Below are 14,856 nucleotides of genomic sequence, written 5' to 3'. Positions count from 1 at the left end.
CTACCAACTGAGCTAAGGAGGAACTATTCTGTTTGTGTTACTAGAACACTAAATAAGTGGTGCCGACTACCGGAATCGAACTGGTGACCTACTGATTACAAGTCAGTTGCTCTACCTACTGAGCTAAGTCGGCGCACTGTATTCTTTATATTGTCGTTCGTGCTAAGCACCAACAACTAGAAATTGTGGTGCCCGGAGGCGGAATCGAACCACCGACACGAGGATTTTCAATCCTCTGCTCTACCGACTGAGCTATCCGGGCGACGAGGTGTATTAAACGGCTTTTCGCTTTTAAGGTCAACACTAAAATGCAAAAAAAATATCGTTTGTTGCTTTTATGTACTTAATGGGCTGTTTTTACCCATTAAGCCTCTTTTTTACTATGAATTAAGACAAACTGTTGGCTTAAAAGCATAGCAATTGTTGGTAATGGGGCATGAAAAAGCACGCTATTTAGCGTGCTTTTATCGGTTTGGTATTGATTACTGCTTAACAGTAAACTTGCTTACCCAGTTTTCTAGCTCATTAGCAAGGTGAGTGAGGGATTGAGTACTGTTATGGCTCTGAGTAACTACATTGCTTAGCTTGTTGCCGCTTTCTTCGATAATATTAATACGCATCGAAATATCATCACCCACTTCAGTTTGTTCCGCTGCTGCGGTGGCGATCTGATGACTCATTTGCGAGATTGACTCGAGAGCAATCACGATTTGTTGCAGCGCTTCTGAGGCATTTTGTGACTCTTCAACCGTACTTTGGCTTGTTGCCGCACAGACATCCATAGTGTGAATGGCGTTGCGTGATCCTTCTTGGAGGTTAGAAATCATCTGCTGAATTTCTTTTGTGCTGTCTTGGGTTCGACCTGCCAGATTGCGTACTTCATCGGCTACCACCGCAAAACCGCGACCTTGTTCACCCGCGCGTGCCGCTTCAATGGCTGCGTTGAGAGCAAGGAGGTTAGTCTGTTCAGCAATATCACCGATCACATCCAGTACTTTGACAATATTATTAACGTCGTTGTCTAAATCCGAAACCGCCTGACTGGCAGTGCCCAATTGTGATGCAAGACCTTGAATATTATCGACTGTATTGTGGATTAACTGCTGCGTATGCTGACTTTGTTGATCTGCTTGGTCGGTATTACGCGCAGTGTCGCTCGCTGAATCGGCGACTTGATTCGCTGATGACGCCATTTCAGTCATTGCCGTTGCAATCATTGCGGTCGATTGCTGCTGTGAGTCAGTGAGCTCTGCGATGCTTGAGGCTCGATCTTTCACATTGGCAAGTTCACTGCGTAAGGCCATCATTGATGAATCTAGATTGTTTACTAGCTGAGCCAGTGAAAGGCTCATGTGTTGTACCGCTTCATAGATACTGCCTTGTGGTGCGCTATTATCAAATGATGCTTGGATGTCTCCGCGGGCGACTGCTTGTACCGCATTTCGAACTTCTTGGGGTTCGCCACCAAGCAGAGCTAGAATACGTCGAATTGAAATGATGAGTATAGAAAAAATACCCGCCGCAATCACAACACACATTAGCAACTGCCATTGTGCTGTTGACCAAAAACGCGAGTTAACTTCATCAAACCCGATTCCGGTGCCTACAACCCAATTCCAGTGTTCGGTTTTTTGCGCGATTGATAATTTTTCATCGAGTGAGCCATCTGGATAAGCGGAAGTCCAGTTATATTCGGCAATACCTGACGGTGTTTTCTTTATCGCTTCAAGTAGTATGTCTGCAACGCTATTACCATACCCATCTTTAAAGTCATGAAAACTGGTGCCGTGTAATTGAGGGTCTAATGGTGTCGCGACAAAAATCATATTCTCATCAGCAACATATACATATTCGTTGTCTTTGTAGATGTTGTTGCGTAGCAGTCGAGTTGCCAGTTCTTTGGCTTCACTTTCACTTAATGTACCGTCAAGCGCCATTTTTTCGGCTTCAGTGAGGATGCTGTAGGCACTTTTAAACAACTCGGTAACACGCGATTTGTTGTCTAAGTTACTTGCAACGCGCAAAGTCCATAGCCCTGTCGCGGTTAGAGCGAGCAGCGCTATCAAGGTGATTGCTGACAATATATAGGCTTGCGTTTTGAGTTTCATGTTTCCCCACTGGCTTACAGGCTAGATTTAAACTTTTGTTGCTATCGAATAGCTATAATATTTGAGATTAAAGTTGCATTCATTTTTGTAACTAAAATACTACATTAGCTTCTAGTGAGGCATCGTTAGTTGAATTTCAAACTACGAGTGAGATTAAATTTTGTCCGCAAATTAATAATTGCTGACAAATAATTACACAAACTAAAAGATCTAGATCGCGTGCTTTAATACTAATTAGGCTGCGGGATTGAATAAGTAGGGGAGAACTGATGGTTTTATTGAGGAGGCTAGATCGCAGATAAGAAAAAAGCCACGTCTTTCGACATGGCTTCTTAATGTGGCTCCTCCTGCTGGGCTCGAACCAGCGACCTGCGGATTAACAGTCCGTCGCTCTACCAACTGAGCTAAGGAGGAACTATTCTGTTTGTGTCYTGCGTTAAGCAATTCAATCCTCTGCTCTACCGACTGAGCTATCGAGGCAAAAGAATGGTGCCGACTACCGGAGTCGAACTGGTGACCTACTGATTACAAGTCAGTTGCTCTACCTACTGAGCTAAGTCGGCACACTATATTCTTTGCGATAAACAACAGTAACTGTCGTTATCTTCCAACAAGTGAATTGTCACTGGTTGGAAAAAAAAGCCACGTCAAAGACATGGCTTCTTAAGGTGGCTCCTCCTGCTGGGCTCGAACCAGCGACCTGCGGATTAACAGTCCGTCGCTCTACCATTCAATCCTCTGCTCTACCGACTGAGCTATCGAGGCAAAAGAATGGTGCCGACTACCGGAGTCGAACTGGTGACCTACTGATTACAAGTCAGTTGCTCTACCTACTGAGCTAAGTCGGCACACTATATTCTTTTACTAACTGTTCGTACTTAAGCACCAACAATTAAGAAATTGTGGTGCCCGGAGGCGGAATCGAACCACCGACACGAGGATTTTCAATCCTCTGCTCTACCGACTGAGCTATCCGGGCGACGGAGCGTATTAAACGGATTTTCAGCTCATACGTCAACGTGTTTTTGATTTTTTTTTCAAAATAACGGTTGTTTGCTGGGTTTTTGTTCAAAAATCACGATTAAGTATTGCCCGAGTTAAATTCCTTTTTGAAAGTTGTGACTTTTTCTAAGTAACGACGGGCTTCTGCCTTCGGATGCTTGTTGGTGAGCGCCCAATAAACTTGATTGGGTTGCAGTGAATTTATATCGCGCATTGCTCGCTTGCGATCGCTGCGGTTGAATGTATTCAAAACGCCACCTGTGCCGCCGTTATAGGCAGAGATCATGGTGTACTCCAACGTCAGAGGATGATTGACATCTTTTAAGTAGCGATTTTTTAAGATGTAAAAGTAAGCGGTACCGGTGTCGATGTTGTTTTCTGGGTTAAATAGATACTCAGGGCTTGGTTCGCCAGAGCGGTTTTTAACCAGCTTAAACACGTCTCGACCAGCAGTTTTCGGTACCACTTGCATTAACCCATACGCATTAGCCCAGCTTACAGCATAAGGGTTAAAGCTACTTTCTGTTTTGATTATCGCGTAAATCAAATCTTCTGGAATGTCGTATTTACGTGATGCTCGGCGGACGATATCAGCGTATTGGTAGCTGCGGATCTCGACTTGATCTTCGACCAGAGGGATTTCAACGTAATAGGCTTTTTTAAAATCAACGTCTTTAACTTTGAGTTTGTTCGCAATCAAATAGTCAGCGAAGCGATTTGCTCGCCATGACCATTGAATCGGCTTGTTATCTTGATCGACCACCTGTTGATAGAGGAATGGACGCCCTTCTAACTTAATGCTTTTTGATGAAAACAGGTCGACGCTCATTGGATCGTCCGGCGTCAGCAGGGTGGTGATAATGGCATTTTTGAGATGTTGTTTAGGATCGGTTGGCGAGACGGTCTCAACTAAAATCGTGCCTTTTTCAAAGTCGACTTCTGAACGACTGAGATAGTTGTCGATATACTTTACGTAGTTACTTTTACCTGCAACTTTGATTTCGCGAGAGCCCCAACGTTTTTCGATATTGCCCGAGAAGCTGTTGATCAATGCGTCAAGAGCTGCAGTATCTTTGGTAAATTGACCAGGAAGCTGTGCGAGGTTTTTAGCAAAACGGTTGGTGGGTTCGTAATTGACATCGTAGATGCTTTCGACAAATTCACGGCTACAGCCAACCAGCAGCATGGCGGTAAAAAAGTAAGCGAGTTTTTTCATCACTATCCTAGAGGTGCGGATCCTAAACATAAAAAAATGACACCTCAGTGAACTGCGATGCCATTTCTCATTGTTGGTAGTCAGTTATTCACTTGGCGGCGTGTAGCCTTCGATGTGAACATCTTTACCTTCAAACAAGAAGTTAACCATCTCTGTTTCCAGTAGCTTGCGGTGCTCTGGGTCCATCATGTTCAGTTTTTTCTCGTTGATCAACATAGTTTGTTTATGTTGCCACTCAGCCCATGCTTGCTTAGAGATATTGTCGAAGATTTTTTTACCTAGCTCGCCTGGGTAAAGTTGAAAATCAAGACCTTCAGCGTCTTGTTTTAGACGAGCACAAAATACAGTGCGGCTCATAACAGATTCCTTTTTAACTATTGAAGTTCAAATGGCAAACTTTCCAGCAACTGTTTCACTGGAGCTGCTAAGCCAACTTCTTCGGGTTGAGATAAGTTATACCAAAGACCTTTGTCGGCTTCCATTACCACGTCAGGCTGTTTTGATAGATCCAGCAAAATCGGTGTGATATCGAGATGGTAATGGCTAAAGGTATGACGAAACGCGATCAACTGTTGTGTGCGTTTAATGTCTTTGGTTTTAATCTGACGACGATCCAATTGTACTTGGATATCCGCCGTTTCATTGTCTGGAAAGCAGAATAGCCCTCCCCAAATGCCGGATTGTGGACGTTGTTCTAGCCAAACTTGACCGTTGCAATGCAGCATTACAAACCAAGTCTCTTTGACGGGTTTGTCTTTTTTAGGCTTCTTACCTGGATAATCGAGTGGGTTACCCTGTTTATTCGCCACGCACAGCTGTTCTACCGGGCAAAGCGTGCACTTAGGTTTGCTGCGTGTGCAGACCATAGCGCCCATATCCATCATTGCTTGGTTGTATTTATCGGTATCTTGCGTTGGGGTATGTTGCTCTGCGTATTGCCACAGCTGATTTTCAACTTTTTTCTGTCCAGGCCAACCTTCGACGGCAAAACTGCGTGCGAGAGTGCGCTTCACGTTACCATCCAAAATTGCATGAGGTTGTTTATAGACCGATGACAAGATCGCGGCTGCGGTGGAGCGACCGATACCCGGTAGAGCGTTGAGTTGCTCAATATCGGTAGGAAACTCACCTTGGAATTCAGTAGCAACGATTTTTGCAGCTTTGTGTAAATTGCGCGCGCGGGCGTAATAGCCGAGTCCCGTCCAGAGGTGGAGGACTTCATCTTGATCGGCGTTAGCAAGATCAACTACGGTTGGAAAGCGCTCCAAGAAACGTTGGTAGTAGGGAATAACGGTCGCAACTTGAGTCTGTTGCAGCATGATTTCCGACAGCCAAACACTGTAGGCGGTTTTGTTTTGTTGCCAAGGCAGATCTTTTCTACCGTAGGCGTCATACCAAGTAATTATGGCTTTGGCAAAAGGCGTCACGACTTGCTCGATTATAATTAGTAAGATTAATGGTCTAAAATTGCATCACAGATTGTGGGGTAAATACAACCAATAAAGTGTAGGGTTTTATCCAGAAATACTTGCACCGATGGCAATTCTTTGGATAATCACAATCCCTTTAAGTCGAGACCAATTTTTAAACAGGCGAAATCATGAGTGAAGTGACCACTAACGAATACAACGAAGACGGCAAGATGATCCGCAAAATACGTAGCTTTGTGCGTCGTGAAGGTCGTCTGACCAAAGGTCAAGAAAATGCGATGAAAGAGTGCTGGCCAACAATGGGTATTGATTACCAAGAACAACTTCTTGATTGGAAAGAAGTGTTTGGTAACGATAACCCAGTGGTATTAGAGATCGGTTTCGGCATGGGTGCGTCACTTGTAGAAATGGCAAAAAATGCGCCTGAGAAAAACTTCATCGGTATTGAAGTGCATAGTCCAGGTGTTGGCGCGTGTCTTTCTGATGCGCGTGAAGCAGGCGTAACTAACCTACGCGTAATGTGTCACGATGCAGTTGAAGTATTTGAGCACATGATTCCAAATGGCAGCTTGAGCACACTGCAATTGTTCTTCCCTGACCCATGGCACAAAAAACGTCACCACAAACGTCGTATCGTTCAACTTGAATTTGCTGAAATGGTACGTCAAAAGCTTCAATTGGACGACGGTATCTTCCACATGGCGACTGACTGGGAAAACTACGCTGAGCATATGATTGAAATCATGAATCAAGCACCTGGTTTTGCCAACATTGCGACAGATGGCGATTACATCCCTCGTCCGGATGAGCGTCCATTGACTAAGTTTGAAGCACGTGGTCACCGTTTAGGTCATGGTGTTTGGGACATCAAATACAAACGTACCGCGTAATTTCTTAATTCGCTTTACGATACCAAATTTCGTTTGGTATAAAATAGCCAGTGAAAAGCCAACATTGCGATGTTGGCTTTTTTGACTCTATACCGATCTCACTTAAGGCTTTGAGTTAGTGGATTAGGCTTTTGGTCTAACCTCAGCAAAGCGATCAAGTAGATGGGGATATGGCTAGAATATCTAGTAAACAGACTCGTTTTGGCGAGTTTCAACGACAACCACAAGCAGGTCATAGATGAAACCGACACGTGAGATTTTAGCGGACATTTTGGAAGAAGTTCGTCCTCTAATTGGGCAAGGAAAAGTCGCAGATTACATTCCAGCATTGGCGAAAGTGCCAAATACTAAGTTGGGGATCGCGGTATTCACTAACCAAGGTGAAGTGATCAAAGCGGGAGATGCGGACGAGGGGTTCTCGATCCAATCGATCTCTAAAGCTCTGAGCTTAACGCTTGCTATGTCTCTGTATAAGCCAAACGAAATCTGGCAACGCGTCGGCAAAGAACCATCGGGTCAGGCATTTAACTCTATGATTCAGTTGGAGATGGAGCAGGGGATTCCCCGTAATCCGTTTATTAACGCTGGTGCAATCGTGGTGGCTGACTTGTTACATAGTCGTCTTTCTGCGCCTCGTCATCGTTTACTTGAGTTCGTTCGCCAACTGTCAGGTGAAGATCATATTGTTTATGACAAAGTGGTCGCTGCCTCTGAGATGATGCACAGCGATCGAAATGCTGCAATCGCCTATCTGATGCGTTCATTTGGTAACTTTGAGAATGATGTTATTCCAGTATTGGCGAACTATTTCCATGCTTGCGCTTTGAAAATGAACTGTGTCGATTTGGCGAAAACCTTTAGTTATTTAGCCAATAAAGGTGTATCTGTGCAAACTGGCAAGCAGATCATTACGCCAATGCAGACTAAGCAGCTTAATGCGCTTTTGGCTACCTGTGGTCTTTATGATGGCGCTGGTGAGTTTGCCTACCGTGTAGGTATGCCAGGTAAATCAGGCGTAGGTGGTGGCATCATTGCTATCGTACCCGGTGAAATGAGCATCGCGGTCTGGTCTCCTGAGTTAGATGCTTCAGGTAACTCACTCGCAGGCACCAAAGCCTTAGAATTGCTTTCAGAGCGCATTGGGCGTTCGATTTTCTAAAGATTGGAACGCGCAGCATAAAAGCTGCGCTTACGGATTTCGAAACGCTTCGCTACGGAGTAGGGATCTCTCAAAGCTCTATTTATAGAGCGTTCCGTCTTCGAATATCCCGCATCCAAGCGCAGCTTTGCTGCGCGTCTTACTCTTCATCCGCCATAAAGGCTTCGAGCAGATCGTTCAGAAACAGCTTACCTTTTTCGGTGATCTGCCAGTGAGTGTCAGTCTGTGACAAATATTGCTGCTCAAGCGCCCAGTCGATGGTGTCTTGAATCGCACTCAGTTCAAGACCAGTAGTATCGATAAAGTCTTGTTTTGGGCAGGCTTCAATTAAGCGGAAGCGGTTCATAAAGAACTCAAATGGGCGATCTTCTGTTGCGACTTCAAACTCATCACTTAAATATGGTTTAACCATATTCTGGTACGTGGCAAGGTAGCCTCGTGGATGCTTCGTCTTGGTTGTGCGTACAATGCGACCATCACTAAAACTCAATTTACCGTGAGAGCCGCAGCCAATGCCAAGGTAATCGCCAAAGCGCCAGTAGTTGAGGTTATGCTGGCACTGATAGCCGGGTTTGCTATAGCCAGAAATCTCATACTGCACATAACCGGCCTCGGTAAGCTTTTGGTGGCCACGCTCAAAGATATCCCACAAGTCATCATCATCCGGTAATGTCGGCGGCTTGTAGTAGAACATGGTATTTGGCTCGATAGTTAACTGATACCAAGAGAGGTGCGGAGGATTAAGCTCAATCGCTTGGTCGAGGTCCGCCAAAGCTTGTTCAATGCTCTGATCCGGTAATCCATGCATTAAATCTAGGTTGAAGCTGTTTAGCCCGATCTGATGAGCAAGTTTTGCCGCATTGATGGCTTCTTGTTGACCATGGATGCGACCGAGCTTTTTGAGCTTCTCAGCCGCAAAGCTCTGGACGCCGATGGAAATACGAGTGACCCCAGCGGCTTGATAGCCGACAAAGCGATCGGTCTCAACGGTGCCTGGGTTGGCTTCCATGGTAATTTCAATCCCAGACTTGAATGGAATACGTTGTTCAATGCCATCCAATAGACGTTTGATGCCCTCTGCTGAAATTAAGCTTGGTGTACCACCACCAATAAAGATCGAGTGCAATGGGCGCGGGGCGAGGTTGAGTTGGTATTTCTCAATATCGCGATCTAAGTCTTCAAGCAGCGCACTAATGTACTGTTCTTCAGGGATCTCTGCTTTGAGCGCATGAGAGTTAAAATCACAATAAGGGCACTTTTGTACACACCATGGGATGTGAACATATAGACTGAGTGCTGGTGGTACTAATTGCATCAGTTAACGCTGCTCCGCTAAAGTGGCGAAGAGAGCTTTCAATGCTTTACCGCGATGAGAAAGTTGTTTTTTACGCGTAGGTTCTAGTTGGGCAGATGAGCAGTTATCTTCAGGTACATAGAAAATAGGGTCATAGCCAAAGCCATTCTCACCTTGAGCTTCCGTTAGAATGCGACCTTCCCATTTACCGTGACACACGATTGGGGTTGGATCGTCAGCATGACGCATCAAAACCAATACACAGTGGAAACGGGCAGTGCGTTGCGCTTCTGGTACGCCTTGCATAGCATTCAGCAGTTTATTGAGGTTTTCTTCATCACTTGCGTTTACGCCCGCGTAACGTGCAGAATAAATCCCAGGCGCACCTTTGAGGTAGTCCACTTCAAGACCAGAGTCATCGGCGATAGCTGGCAAGCCTGTTTCTTTGGCGGCGTGGCGTGCTTTGATGATTGCGTTTTCAATAAAAGTTGTGCCAGTTTCATCTGCTTCTGTCACATTGAATTCGCTCTGTGCCAGTACTTCAAAGCCGAAGTCAGCTAGCAAATCTGCCATTTCGCGCACTTTGCCTTGGTTACCGGTCGCTAATACAATCTTGCTCATGCTTGGTCCCGTTTATTCTTCAACATAAAATTTTTGCGTGAACTTTAAAGCGCCTTTGCCTTTATTGCCAGCATCGATATCGATATTAAAGCTAATATTTTCTTCTTCACTGATAGTGAACTCCGCTAAATAGTAAATAGCATCCCCTTCTGTGACTTCTTTAAAGCTCAGTTGGCGGGTTTGTCCAAGTAGGTTTTTGGCAGTGCCAGATACGTTGCCTGCAATCGCTGGCTTTCCAACCTGCGACATGTCGAGCAAACTAATGTTTAAAATTGCAGAGTAGCCGCTACGTTTGAGTTTATAACTGCGCGCCACTTGTGGGGTGAGAAAGGTGGAGTTGAACGCTGAGTAATGGGCTTCAACGTCTTTGATGGTTTTAAACTGTCCAGCGTAACTTGGTAGAGCTAAACTGCTTACAAGGAGTGTAATTAGCCATTTTTTCATATCTTTACATCCATTTAGATAAATAAAAAGCCATCATAGGATGGCTTCGATTTCAGTGGGAATTTGATTGGGGGAGATAATGCGCACCTGTTTATGGCGTCCGAGCTCTCCTTTTTCAATATTGACCAATCCTTTTGCCACTTTAAATTGTTTTGCCAAGTACTTAGTTAAGTGTCCATTGGCTTTGCCATCAACAGGTGGTGCAGTAATCGCAATTTTGATTTCTTCACCATGCAAGCCGACGATTTTGTCGCGGCTTGCTTTAGGTTGGATATAAAGGCGAAGCACCACGTCTTCACCTTCACGCCATACCGCTACTGACATTATAGTTGGAACCAGATTGGACCGATCAAATCACCCATCAGGAAGTTGGCAAACTGCAAGCCAATAAATAGTACAAGTACGCTTAAATCAAAGCCGCCCATCGCTGGAATAATGCGACGAATCGGCGCCAGCATTGGCTCAGTCAGTTGGTGGAACACGTACTCAATCGGGCTGCGACCTTGGCTTACCCAGCTTAAGATTGCGCGAATCAGTAGTACCCAGAATAGTAAGCCACCTGCCGCTTTAACCAGCGATAATAATCCTAGGAATAAGAAATCTGCGCTAAACGCTACTGAGCCACCAGAAGCAATTAGCATTAGGCTGACGAACTTAAGTACGCACAATAGGAAAGCAAACAGTACTGTCGCTAAGTCAATCTTACCCACTGATGGGATAACACGGCGAAGTGGACCAATAACTGGCTGAGTTGCTTTGACAATAAATTGTGAAAACGGGTTATAGAAATCTGCGCGCGAGGCTTGTAGCCAAATACGCAGCAAAACCACCATGATGTAGAGATCAAACAAGGTGGAGATTAGAAAACTCATTGAATTCATAGGTTACCCTTGTGTTTAAACCGCCCCTAACAGGCTTAAAATAATTTTTCCATTTCTTCTGCGCGAATTACCGCTGCCTGCATCGCTTTAGCCACGATATCAGACAGTTGGTGTTCATTGAAGGTGCGAATCGCTTCAGCAGTGGTGCCTCCTTTTGAGGTTACTTGCTCGCGTAAAGTCGACAGTTCTGTTTCAGGGTTTGCGATAACCATTTCTGCCGCACCTAAAGCCGATTGTTGCACCAATAAACGCGCGGTATCCGCATCAAATCCTTGCTTGATCGCTTCTGCTTGCATCGCTTCCATAAATAGGAAGAAGTAAGCCGGAGCGCTACCAGCCGCAGCAATAACATTGTTAATACCAGATTCAGCCTCAACCCAGCATACCTTACCCACGGCACTCATCAAATCTGCTGCAAATTGTTTGTCTGCTTGGCTGACATTGTGTGGAGCGTAAAGGCCACTCATGCCTTGGCTAACGAGTGCTGGAGTGTTTGGCATGACACGTACGAGGTTGAGTGTGGCTGCAAACATTTGGTTGAGGCGTTCAGCGCTGATGCCAGCCGCAATCGAGATGACTAACTTATTTTGGTAGTCAATCGCCTGCATGCCTTCTGCAACCACGGACATTAGCTGAGGTTTCACTGCGAGCACGATGACATCTGCACTGTTTGCTGCCGCTGCGTTATCTGCGTCAGTATTAATACCATATTGATCGGCAAGAAAATCACGTTGCTCTTGGTTGGGATCGGTTGCGGTGATCAGGTTTGCAGGGTAACCGCTTGCTAGCAGTCCAGCAATAATTGAACGCGCCATGTTTCCCGCGCCGATAAAGGTGATTTTCTTATGATCCATGATGGCTTCCTAAATACTTATGTTATTACTTGCTGTAGTCACGTGCGCCGAAAATAGCGGTTCCGATTCGAACCATGGTACTTCCTGCTTCGATGGCGGCTTCCATATCGCCACTCATACCCATAGAGAGGGTATCCAAATTCAGCTCAGGGAAACGTTCACTCAGGCGTTGTTTTAAGTCCGCTAACTGGTTGAACGCATGAAGCTGTGATGCGTAATCTGGCACATTAGCCGGAATCGACATCAATCCTCTTAAAGTGAGGTTTGGGAGCGATGAAATCAACTGCGCTAACTCAAAAACTTGCTGCTCTTCAATGCCTGATTTAGAGCTTTCACCACTGGTATTGACTTGAATCAGTACTTGCAATGGCGGCATCTCGGCCGGGCGTTGGTCGCTCAAGCGTTGGGCAATCTTAGCGCGATCAATGGTATGAACCCAAGCAAAGTTCTCTGCTACAGGGCGAGTTTTATTAGATTGAATTGGGCCAATAAAGTGCCATTCAATCGCTAGCTCAGAATGATGCTCGGAAAAATATGCTATTTTGTCTACGCCTTCTTGCACGTAGTTTTCACCAAAAGCGCTTTGACCTGCTTGTGCAGCTTCAAGGACTGCTTGGTTCGGCTTAGTTTTACTTACAGCAAGAAGTTGTACTGACTCTTGAGCACGACCACATTTTTGCTGTGCACTTAAGATCTCTGAGGTGATCTGTTCAATATTTTGTTGAATACTACTCATATCTAACTTTACTAAGGAATTTAAATGGATATCGCTGAGTTACTGGACTTTAGTGTAAAACATAATGCGTCAGATCTACATCTTTCCGCAGGTGTTTCTCCAATGGTGCGCATCGACGGTGAGGTCAGAAAGCTAAGTGTACCTGCTTTTAGTCATGCTGATGTGCACCGTTTAGTCTTTGAGATTATGAACGATGCGCAGCGCAGTGAATTTGAAGAGCGTCTCGAAGTCGACTTTTCATTTGAATTACCTGATGTCGGGCGCTTCCGTGTTAATGCATTTAACCAAGCGCGCGGTTGCGCGGCCGTGTTCCGGACTATCCCTACGATCATCCCTACTTTAGAAGAGTTGGATGCGCCGGAGATCTTTGAAAAGATTGCCAATTTGGAGAAAGGCTTAGTGTTGGTAACCGGTCCAACGGGTTCTGGTAAATCGACGACGTTGGCAGCAATGGTGGATTACATTAATCGTAATCACAATAAGCACATTTTGACTATTGAAGACCCAATTGAATTTGTTCATCAAAATCAAAAATGTCTAATCAACCAACGCGAAGTGCATCGTGATACTCATAGTTTTAAAGCTGCACTTCGTAGCGCTTTGCGTGAAGATCCTGATGTTATTTTGGTTGGTGAGCTACGCGACCAAGAAACCATTAGCCTTGCTTTAACCGCAGCTGAAACGGGCCACTTGGTTTTCGGTACGCTGCATACTAGCTCTGCGGCGAAAACCATTGACCGCATTATCGATGTGTTCCCTGGTAGCGATAAGGGCATGGTGCGCTCGATGCTGTCAGAATCTTTATGTGCTGTTATTGCTCAAAAACTGCTGAAACGTATTGGTGGTGGTCGAGTGGCTTGCCATGAAATCTTAATGGCAACACCAGCAATTCGTAACTTGATCCGTGAAGACAAAGTGGCACAGATGTACTCGGTGATCCAGACTGGTGCCGCACAAGGCATGCAAACGATTGAACAAAATGCCAAACAATTAATTGCCCGTGGTTTAGTTGAGCCGCAAGAAGTCGAGCAAAAAATTGGAAATCTAGATTACTAAGGATGGGCATGGCGATGGATAGTATTCTTCAAGGAATGAAGCGGCATAAAGCTTCGGATCTTTACATTACGGTCGATGCGCCAGTGTTTTATCGCATTGATGGTGAGTTGCAGCCAATCGGTGAACGACTATCTGCAGAGCAAGTGTTTCAGTTACTTGATTCTGTCATGGAAGAATCCCGCCAAGATGAGTTTCGTGAAAGCCGAGAAGCGAACTTCGCTATTGTGCGAGAGTATGGACGTTTTCGTGTCTCCGCCTTTTTTCAGCGTGAGTTACCCGGAGCCGTAATTCGACGAATTGAAACCGAAATCCCGACTCTGAGTGAATTACATTTGCCAGAGGTGCTGAAAGATCTTTCCATCGCAAAGCGAGGACTAATTTTAGTGGTTGGAGGAACGGGATCGGGAAAGTCGACCACGATGGCAGCAATGATAGGTTATCGCAATAGTTATAGCTCAGGACATATCCTCACGGTCGAAGACCCGATAGAGTTTGTCCATCAACATCAAAAGTGCATCGTTACTCAACGAGAAGTAGGTCTAGATACCGAAAGTTATGAAGTGGCACTGAAAAACTCGCTACGCCAAGCTCCGGATGTGATCTCAATTGGTGAAATTCGCAGTCGTGAAACCATGGAGTTTGCCATGGCGTTTGCGGAAACTGGGCATCTTTGTATGGCAACGTTACATGCCAATAACGCTAATCAAGCGCTTGAGCGAATTTTGCATCTAGTATCCAAAGAGAAGAGAGAACAGTTTTTGTTTGATTTATCGATGAATCTAAAAGGCGTTGTAGGGCAGCAGTTATTGCGAGACAAGGATGGACAGGGGCGTCATGCCGCATTTGAAATCTTACTCAATACCCCACGAGTCGCTGACCTAGTTCGCCGTGGTTACTTGCATGAGTTAAAAGCGACCATGGCCAAGTCTCAGCAACAGGGTATGCAGACCTTTGATCAGGCGTTGTATCAGTTGGTGGCGGATGATCAAATTTCTGAAGAAGATGCATTGCTTAGTGCAGACTCTGCCAATGACTTGCGCATTATGCTTAAGACTCTGCGTGGTGAAGCGGTTACGTCCGATTCATTGGCGGATGTCAGAATCAATATGGATTAGTCCAAGAGCAAACGTAAAAAAACCGAGCGTCATGCTCGGTTTTTTATCTC

15 protein-coding genes and 6 tRNA genes are annotated in these 14,856 nt (G+C 45.3%); 4 read left to right on the top strand and 17 right to left on the bottom strand.

What is annotated here, in order from left to right:
* Positions 1–57 precede the first annotated feature (57 nt).
* The 10 genes from IRQ95_RS19650 to mutY all read right to left on the bottom strand — a co-directional run bounded on the left by IRQ95_RS19650 (position 58) and on the right by mutY (position 5,753).
* Positions 58–133, bottom strand: a tRNA-Thr gene (locus tag IRQ95_RS19650).
* 53 nt (positions 134–186) lie between these two features.
* Positions 187–262, bottom strand: a tRNA-Phe gene (locus tag IRQ95_RS19645).
* 220 nt (positions 263–482) lie between these two features.
* Positions 483–2,108, bottom strand: a complete 1,626-nt coding sequence (locus IRQ95_RS19640) for a methyl-accepting chemotaxis protein (RefSeq protein WP_194439137.1) — start codon at positions 2,106–2,108, stop codon at positions 483–485.
* Between the two features lie 338 nt (positions 2,109–2,446).
* Positions 2,447–2,522 (bottom strand) — tRNA-Asn (locus IRQ95_RS19635).
* A gap of 73 nt (positions 2,523–2,595) precedes the next feature.
* A tRNA-Thr gene (locus IRQ95_RS19630) sits at positions 2,596–2,671 on the bottom strand.
* Positions 2,672–2,880: 209 nt separating this feature from the next.
* Positions 2,881–2,956: transfer RNA gene (locus IRQ95_RS19625), tRNA-Thr, on the bottom strand.
* Positions 2,957–3,011: 55 nt separating this feature from the next.
* Positions 3,012–3,087: transfer RNA gene (locus IRQ95_RS19620), tRNA-Phe, on the bottom strand.
* Positions 3,088–3,189: 102 nt separating this feature from the next.
* A complete protein-coding gene (mltC, locus tag IRQ95_RS19615) occupies positions 3,190–4,326 on the bottom strand; it encodes a membrane-bound lytic murein transglycosylase MltC (RefSeq protein WP_075650905.1) in 1,137 nt (378 codons plus the stop codon).
* Positions 4,327–4,410: 84 nt separating this feature from the next.
* Entirely contained in the window at positions 4,411–4,683 is a 273-nt protein-coding gene (locus tag IRQ95_RS19610) for an oxidative damage protection protein (protein WP_075650903.1), read from the bottom strand.
* A 17-nt stretch (positions 4,684–4,700) separates the two neighbouring features.
* Positions 4,701–5,753: an A/G-specific adenine glycosylase gene (gene mutY / locus IRQ95_RS19605; protein WP_194439136.1), complete on the bottom strand. Its 1,053-nt coding sequence runs from the start codon at positions 5,751–5,753 to the stop codon at positions 4,701–4,703.
* Between the two features lie 173 nt (positions 5,754–5,926).
* Between mutY and trmB the strand changes: the two genes are divergently transcribed.
* Both trmB and glsB read left to right on the top strand, forming a co-directional pair.
* Positions 5,927–6,646, top strand: coding sequence for a tRNA (guanosine(46)-N7)-methyltransferase TrmB (trmB, locus tag IRQ95_RS19600; protein WP_194439134.1), 720 nt, complete (start codon positions 5,927–5,929; stop codon positions 6,644–6,646).
* A 238-nt stretch (positions 6,647–6,884) separates the two neighbouring features.
* Positions 6,885–7,805, top strand: coding sequence for a glutaminase B (gene glsB / locus IRQ95_RS19595; RefSeq protein WP_075650897.1), 921 nt, complete (start codon positions 6,885–6,887; stop codon positions 7,803–7,805).
* 139 nt (positions 7,806–7,944) lie between these two features.
* Here the strand turns inward: glsB and hemW are convergent, their stop codons facing one another.
* From hemW to IRQ95_RS19560, 7 genes are read right to left on the bottom strand one after another with little or no spacing between them, the layout of a single operon-like run.
* A complete protein-coding gene (gene hemW, locus IRQ95_RS19590; protein WP_194439132.1) occupies positions 7,945–9,120 on the bottom strand; it encodes a radical SAM family heme chaperone HemW in 1,176 nt (391 codons plus the stop codon).
* Between the two features lie 3 nt (positions 9,121–9,123).
* Positions 9,124–9,720: an XTP/dITP diphosphatase gene (locus tag IRQ95_RS19585; RefSeq protein ID WP_194439130.1), complete on the bottom strand. Its 597-nt coding sequence runs from the start codon at positions 9,718–9,720 to the stop codon at positions 9,124–9,126.
* A gap of 12 nt (positions 9,721–9,732) precedes the next feature.
* Positions 9,733–10,164 (bottom strand): DUF4426 domain-containing protein, encoded by a 432-nt coding sequence (locus tag IRQ95_RS19580; RefSeq protein ID WP_194439128.1) that lies wholly within the window; start codon positions 10,162–10,164, stop codon positions 9,733–9,735.
* Between the two features lie 33 nt (positions 10,165–10,197).
* The gene (gene yggU / locus IRQ95_RS19575; protein WP_123780618.1) at positions 10,198–10,488 is read right to left on the bottom strand and encodes a DUF167 family protein YggU; all 291 of its coding nucleotides are present in this window, start codon (positions 10,486–10,488) and stop codon (positions 10,198–10,200) included.
* Positions 10,488–11,045 carry a YggT family protein gene (locus IRQ95_RS19570; protein ID WP_194439126.1) on the bottom strand — a complete coding sequence of 186 codons (558 nt, stop codon included), beginning with the start codon at positions 11,043–11,045 and terminating at the stop codon, positions 10,488–10,490. Before IRQ95_RS19570 ends, yggU begins: the two co-directional genes overlap by 1 nt.
* A gap of 35 nt (positions 11,046–11,080) precedes the next feature.
* Positions 11,081–11,899, bottom strand: coding sequence for a pyrroline-5-carboxylate reductase (proC, locus tag IRQ95_RS19565; RefSeq protein ID WP_194439124.1), 819 nt, complete (start codon positions 11,897–11,899; stop codon positions 11,081–11,083).
* Positions 11,900–11,924: 25 nt separating this feature from the next.
* The gene (locus IRQ95_RS19560; protein WP_194439123.1) at positions 11,925–12,635 is read right to left on the bottom strand and encodes a YggS family pyridoxal phosphate-dependent enzyme; all 711 of its coding nucleotides are present in this window, start codon (positions 12,633–12,635) and stop codon (positions 11,925–11,927) included.
* A 24-nt stretch (positions 12,636–12,659) separates the two neighbouring features.
* Here IRQ95_RS19560 and IRQ95_RS19555 point away from each other — a divergent pair, with 24 nt between their 5' ends.
* Together IRQ95_RS19555 and IRQ95_RS19550 are read left to right on the top strand one after the other, a co-directional pair.
* The gene (locus IRQ95_RS19555; protein ID WP_194439121.1) at positions 12,660–13,691 is read left to right on the top strand and encodes a type IV pilus twitching motility protein PilT; all 1,032 of its coding nucleotides are present in this window, start codon (positions 12,660–12,662) and stop codon (positions 13,689–13,691) included.
* 8 nt (positions 13,692–13,699) lie between these two features.
* Positions 13,700–14,806 (top strand): PilT/PilU family type 4a pilus ATPase, encoded by a 1,107-nt coding sequence (locus IRQ95_RS19550; protein WP_194439119.1) that lies wholly within the window; start codon positions 13,700–13,702, stop codon positions 14,804–14,806.
* Positions 14,807–14,856 lie beyond the last annotated feature (50 nt).

Source organism: Vibrio fluminensis, assembly GCF_015278125.1.
GTDB lineage: Bacteria > Pseudomonadota > Gammaproteobacteria > Enterobacterales > Vibrionaceae > Vibrio > Vibrio fluminensis.
Note: the sequence above shows the minus strand (reverse complement) of the source record. Positions and strands in the feature narration are given on the sequence as shown.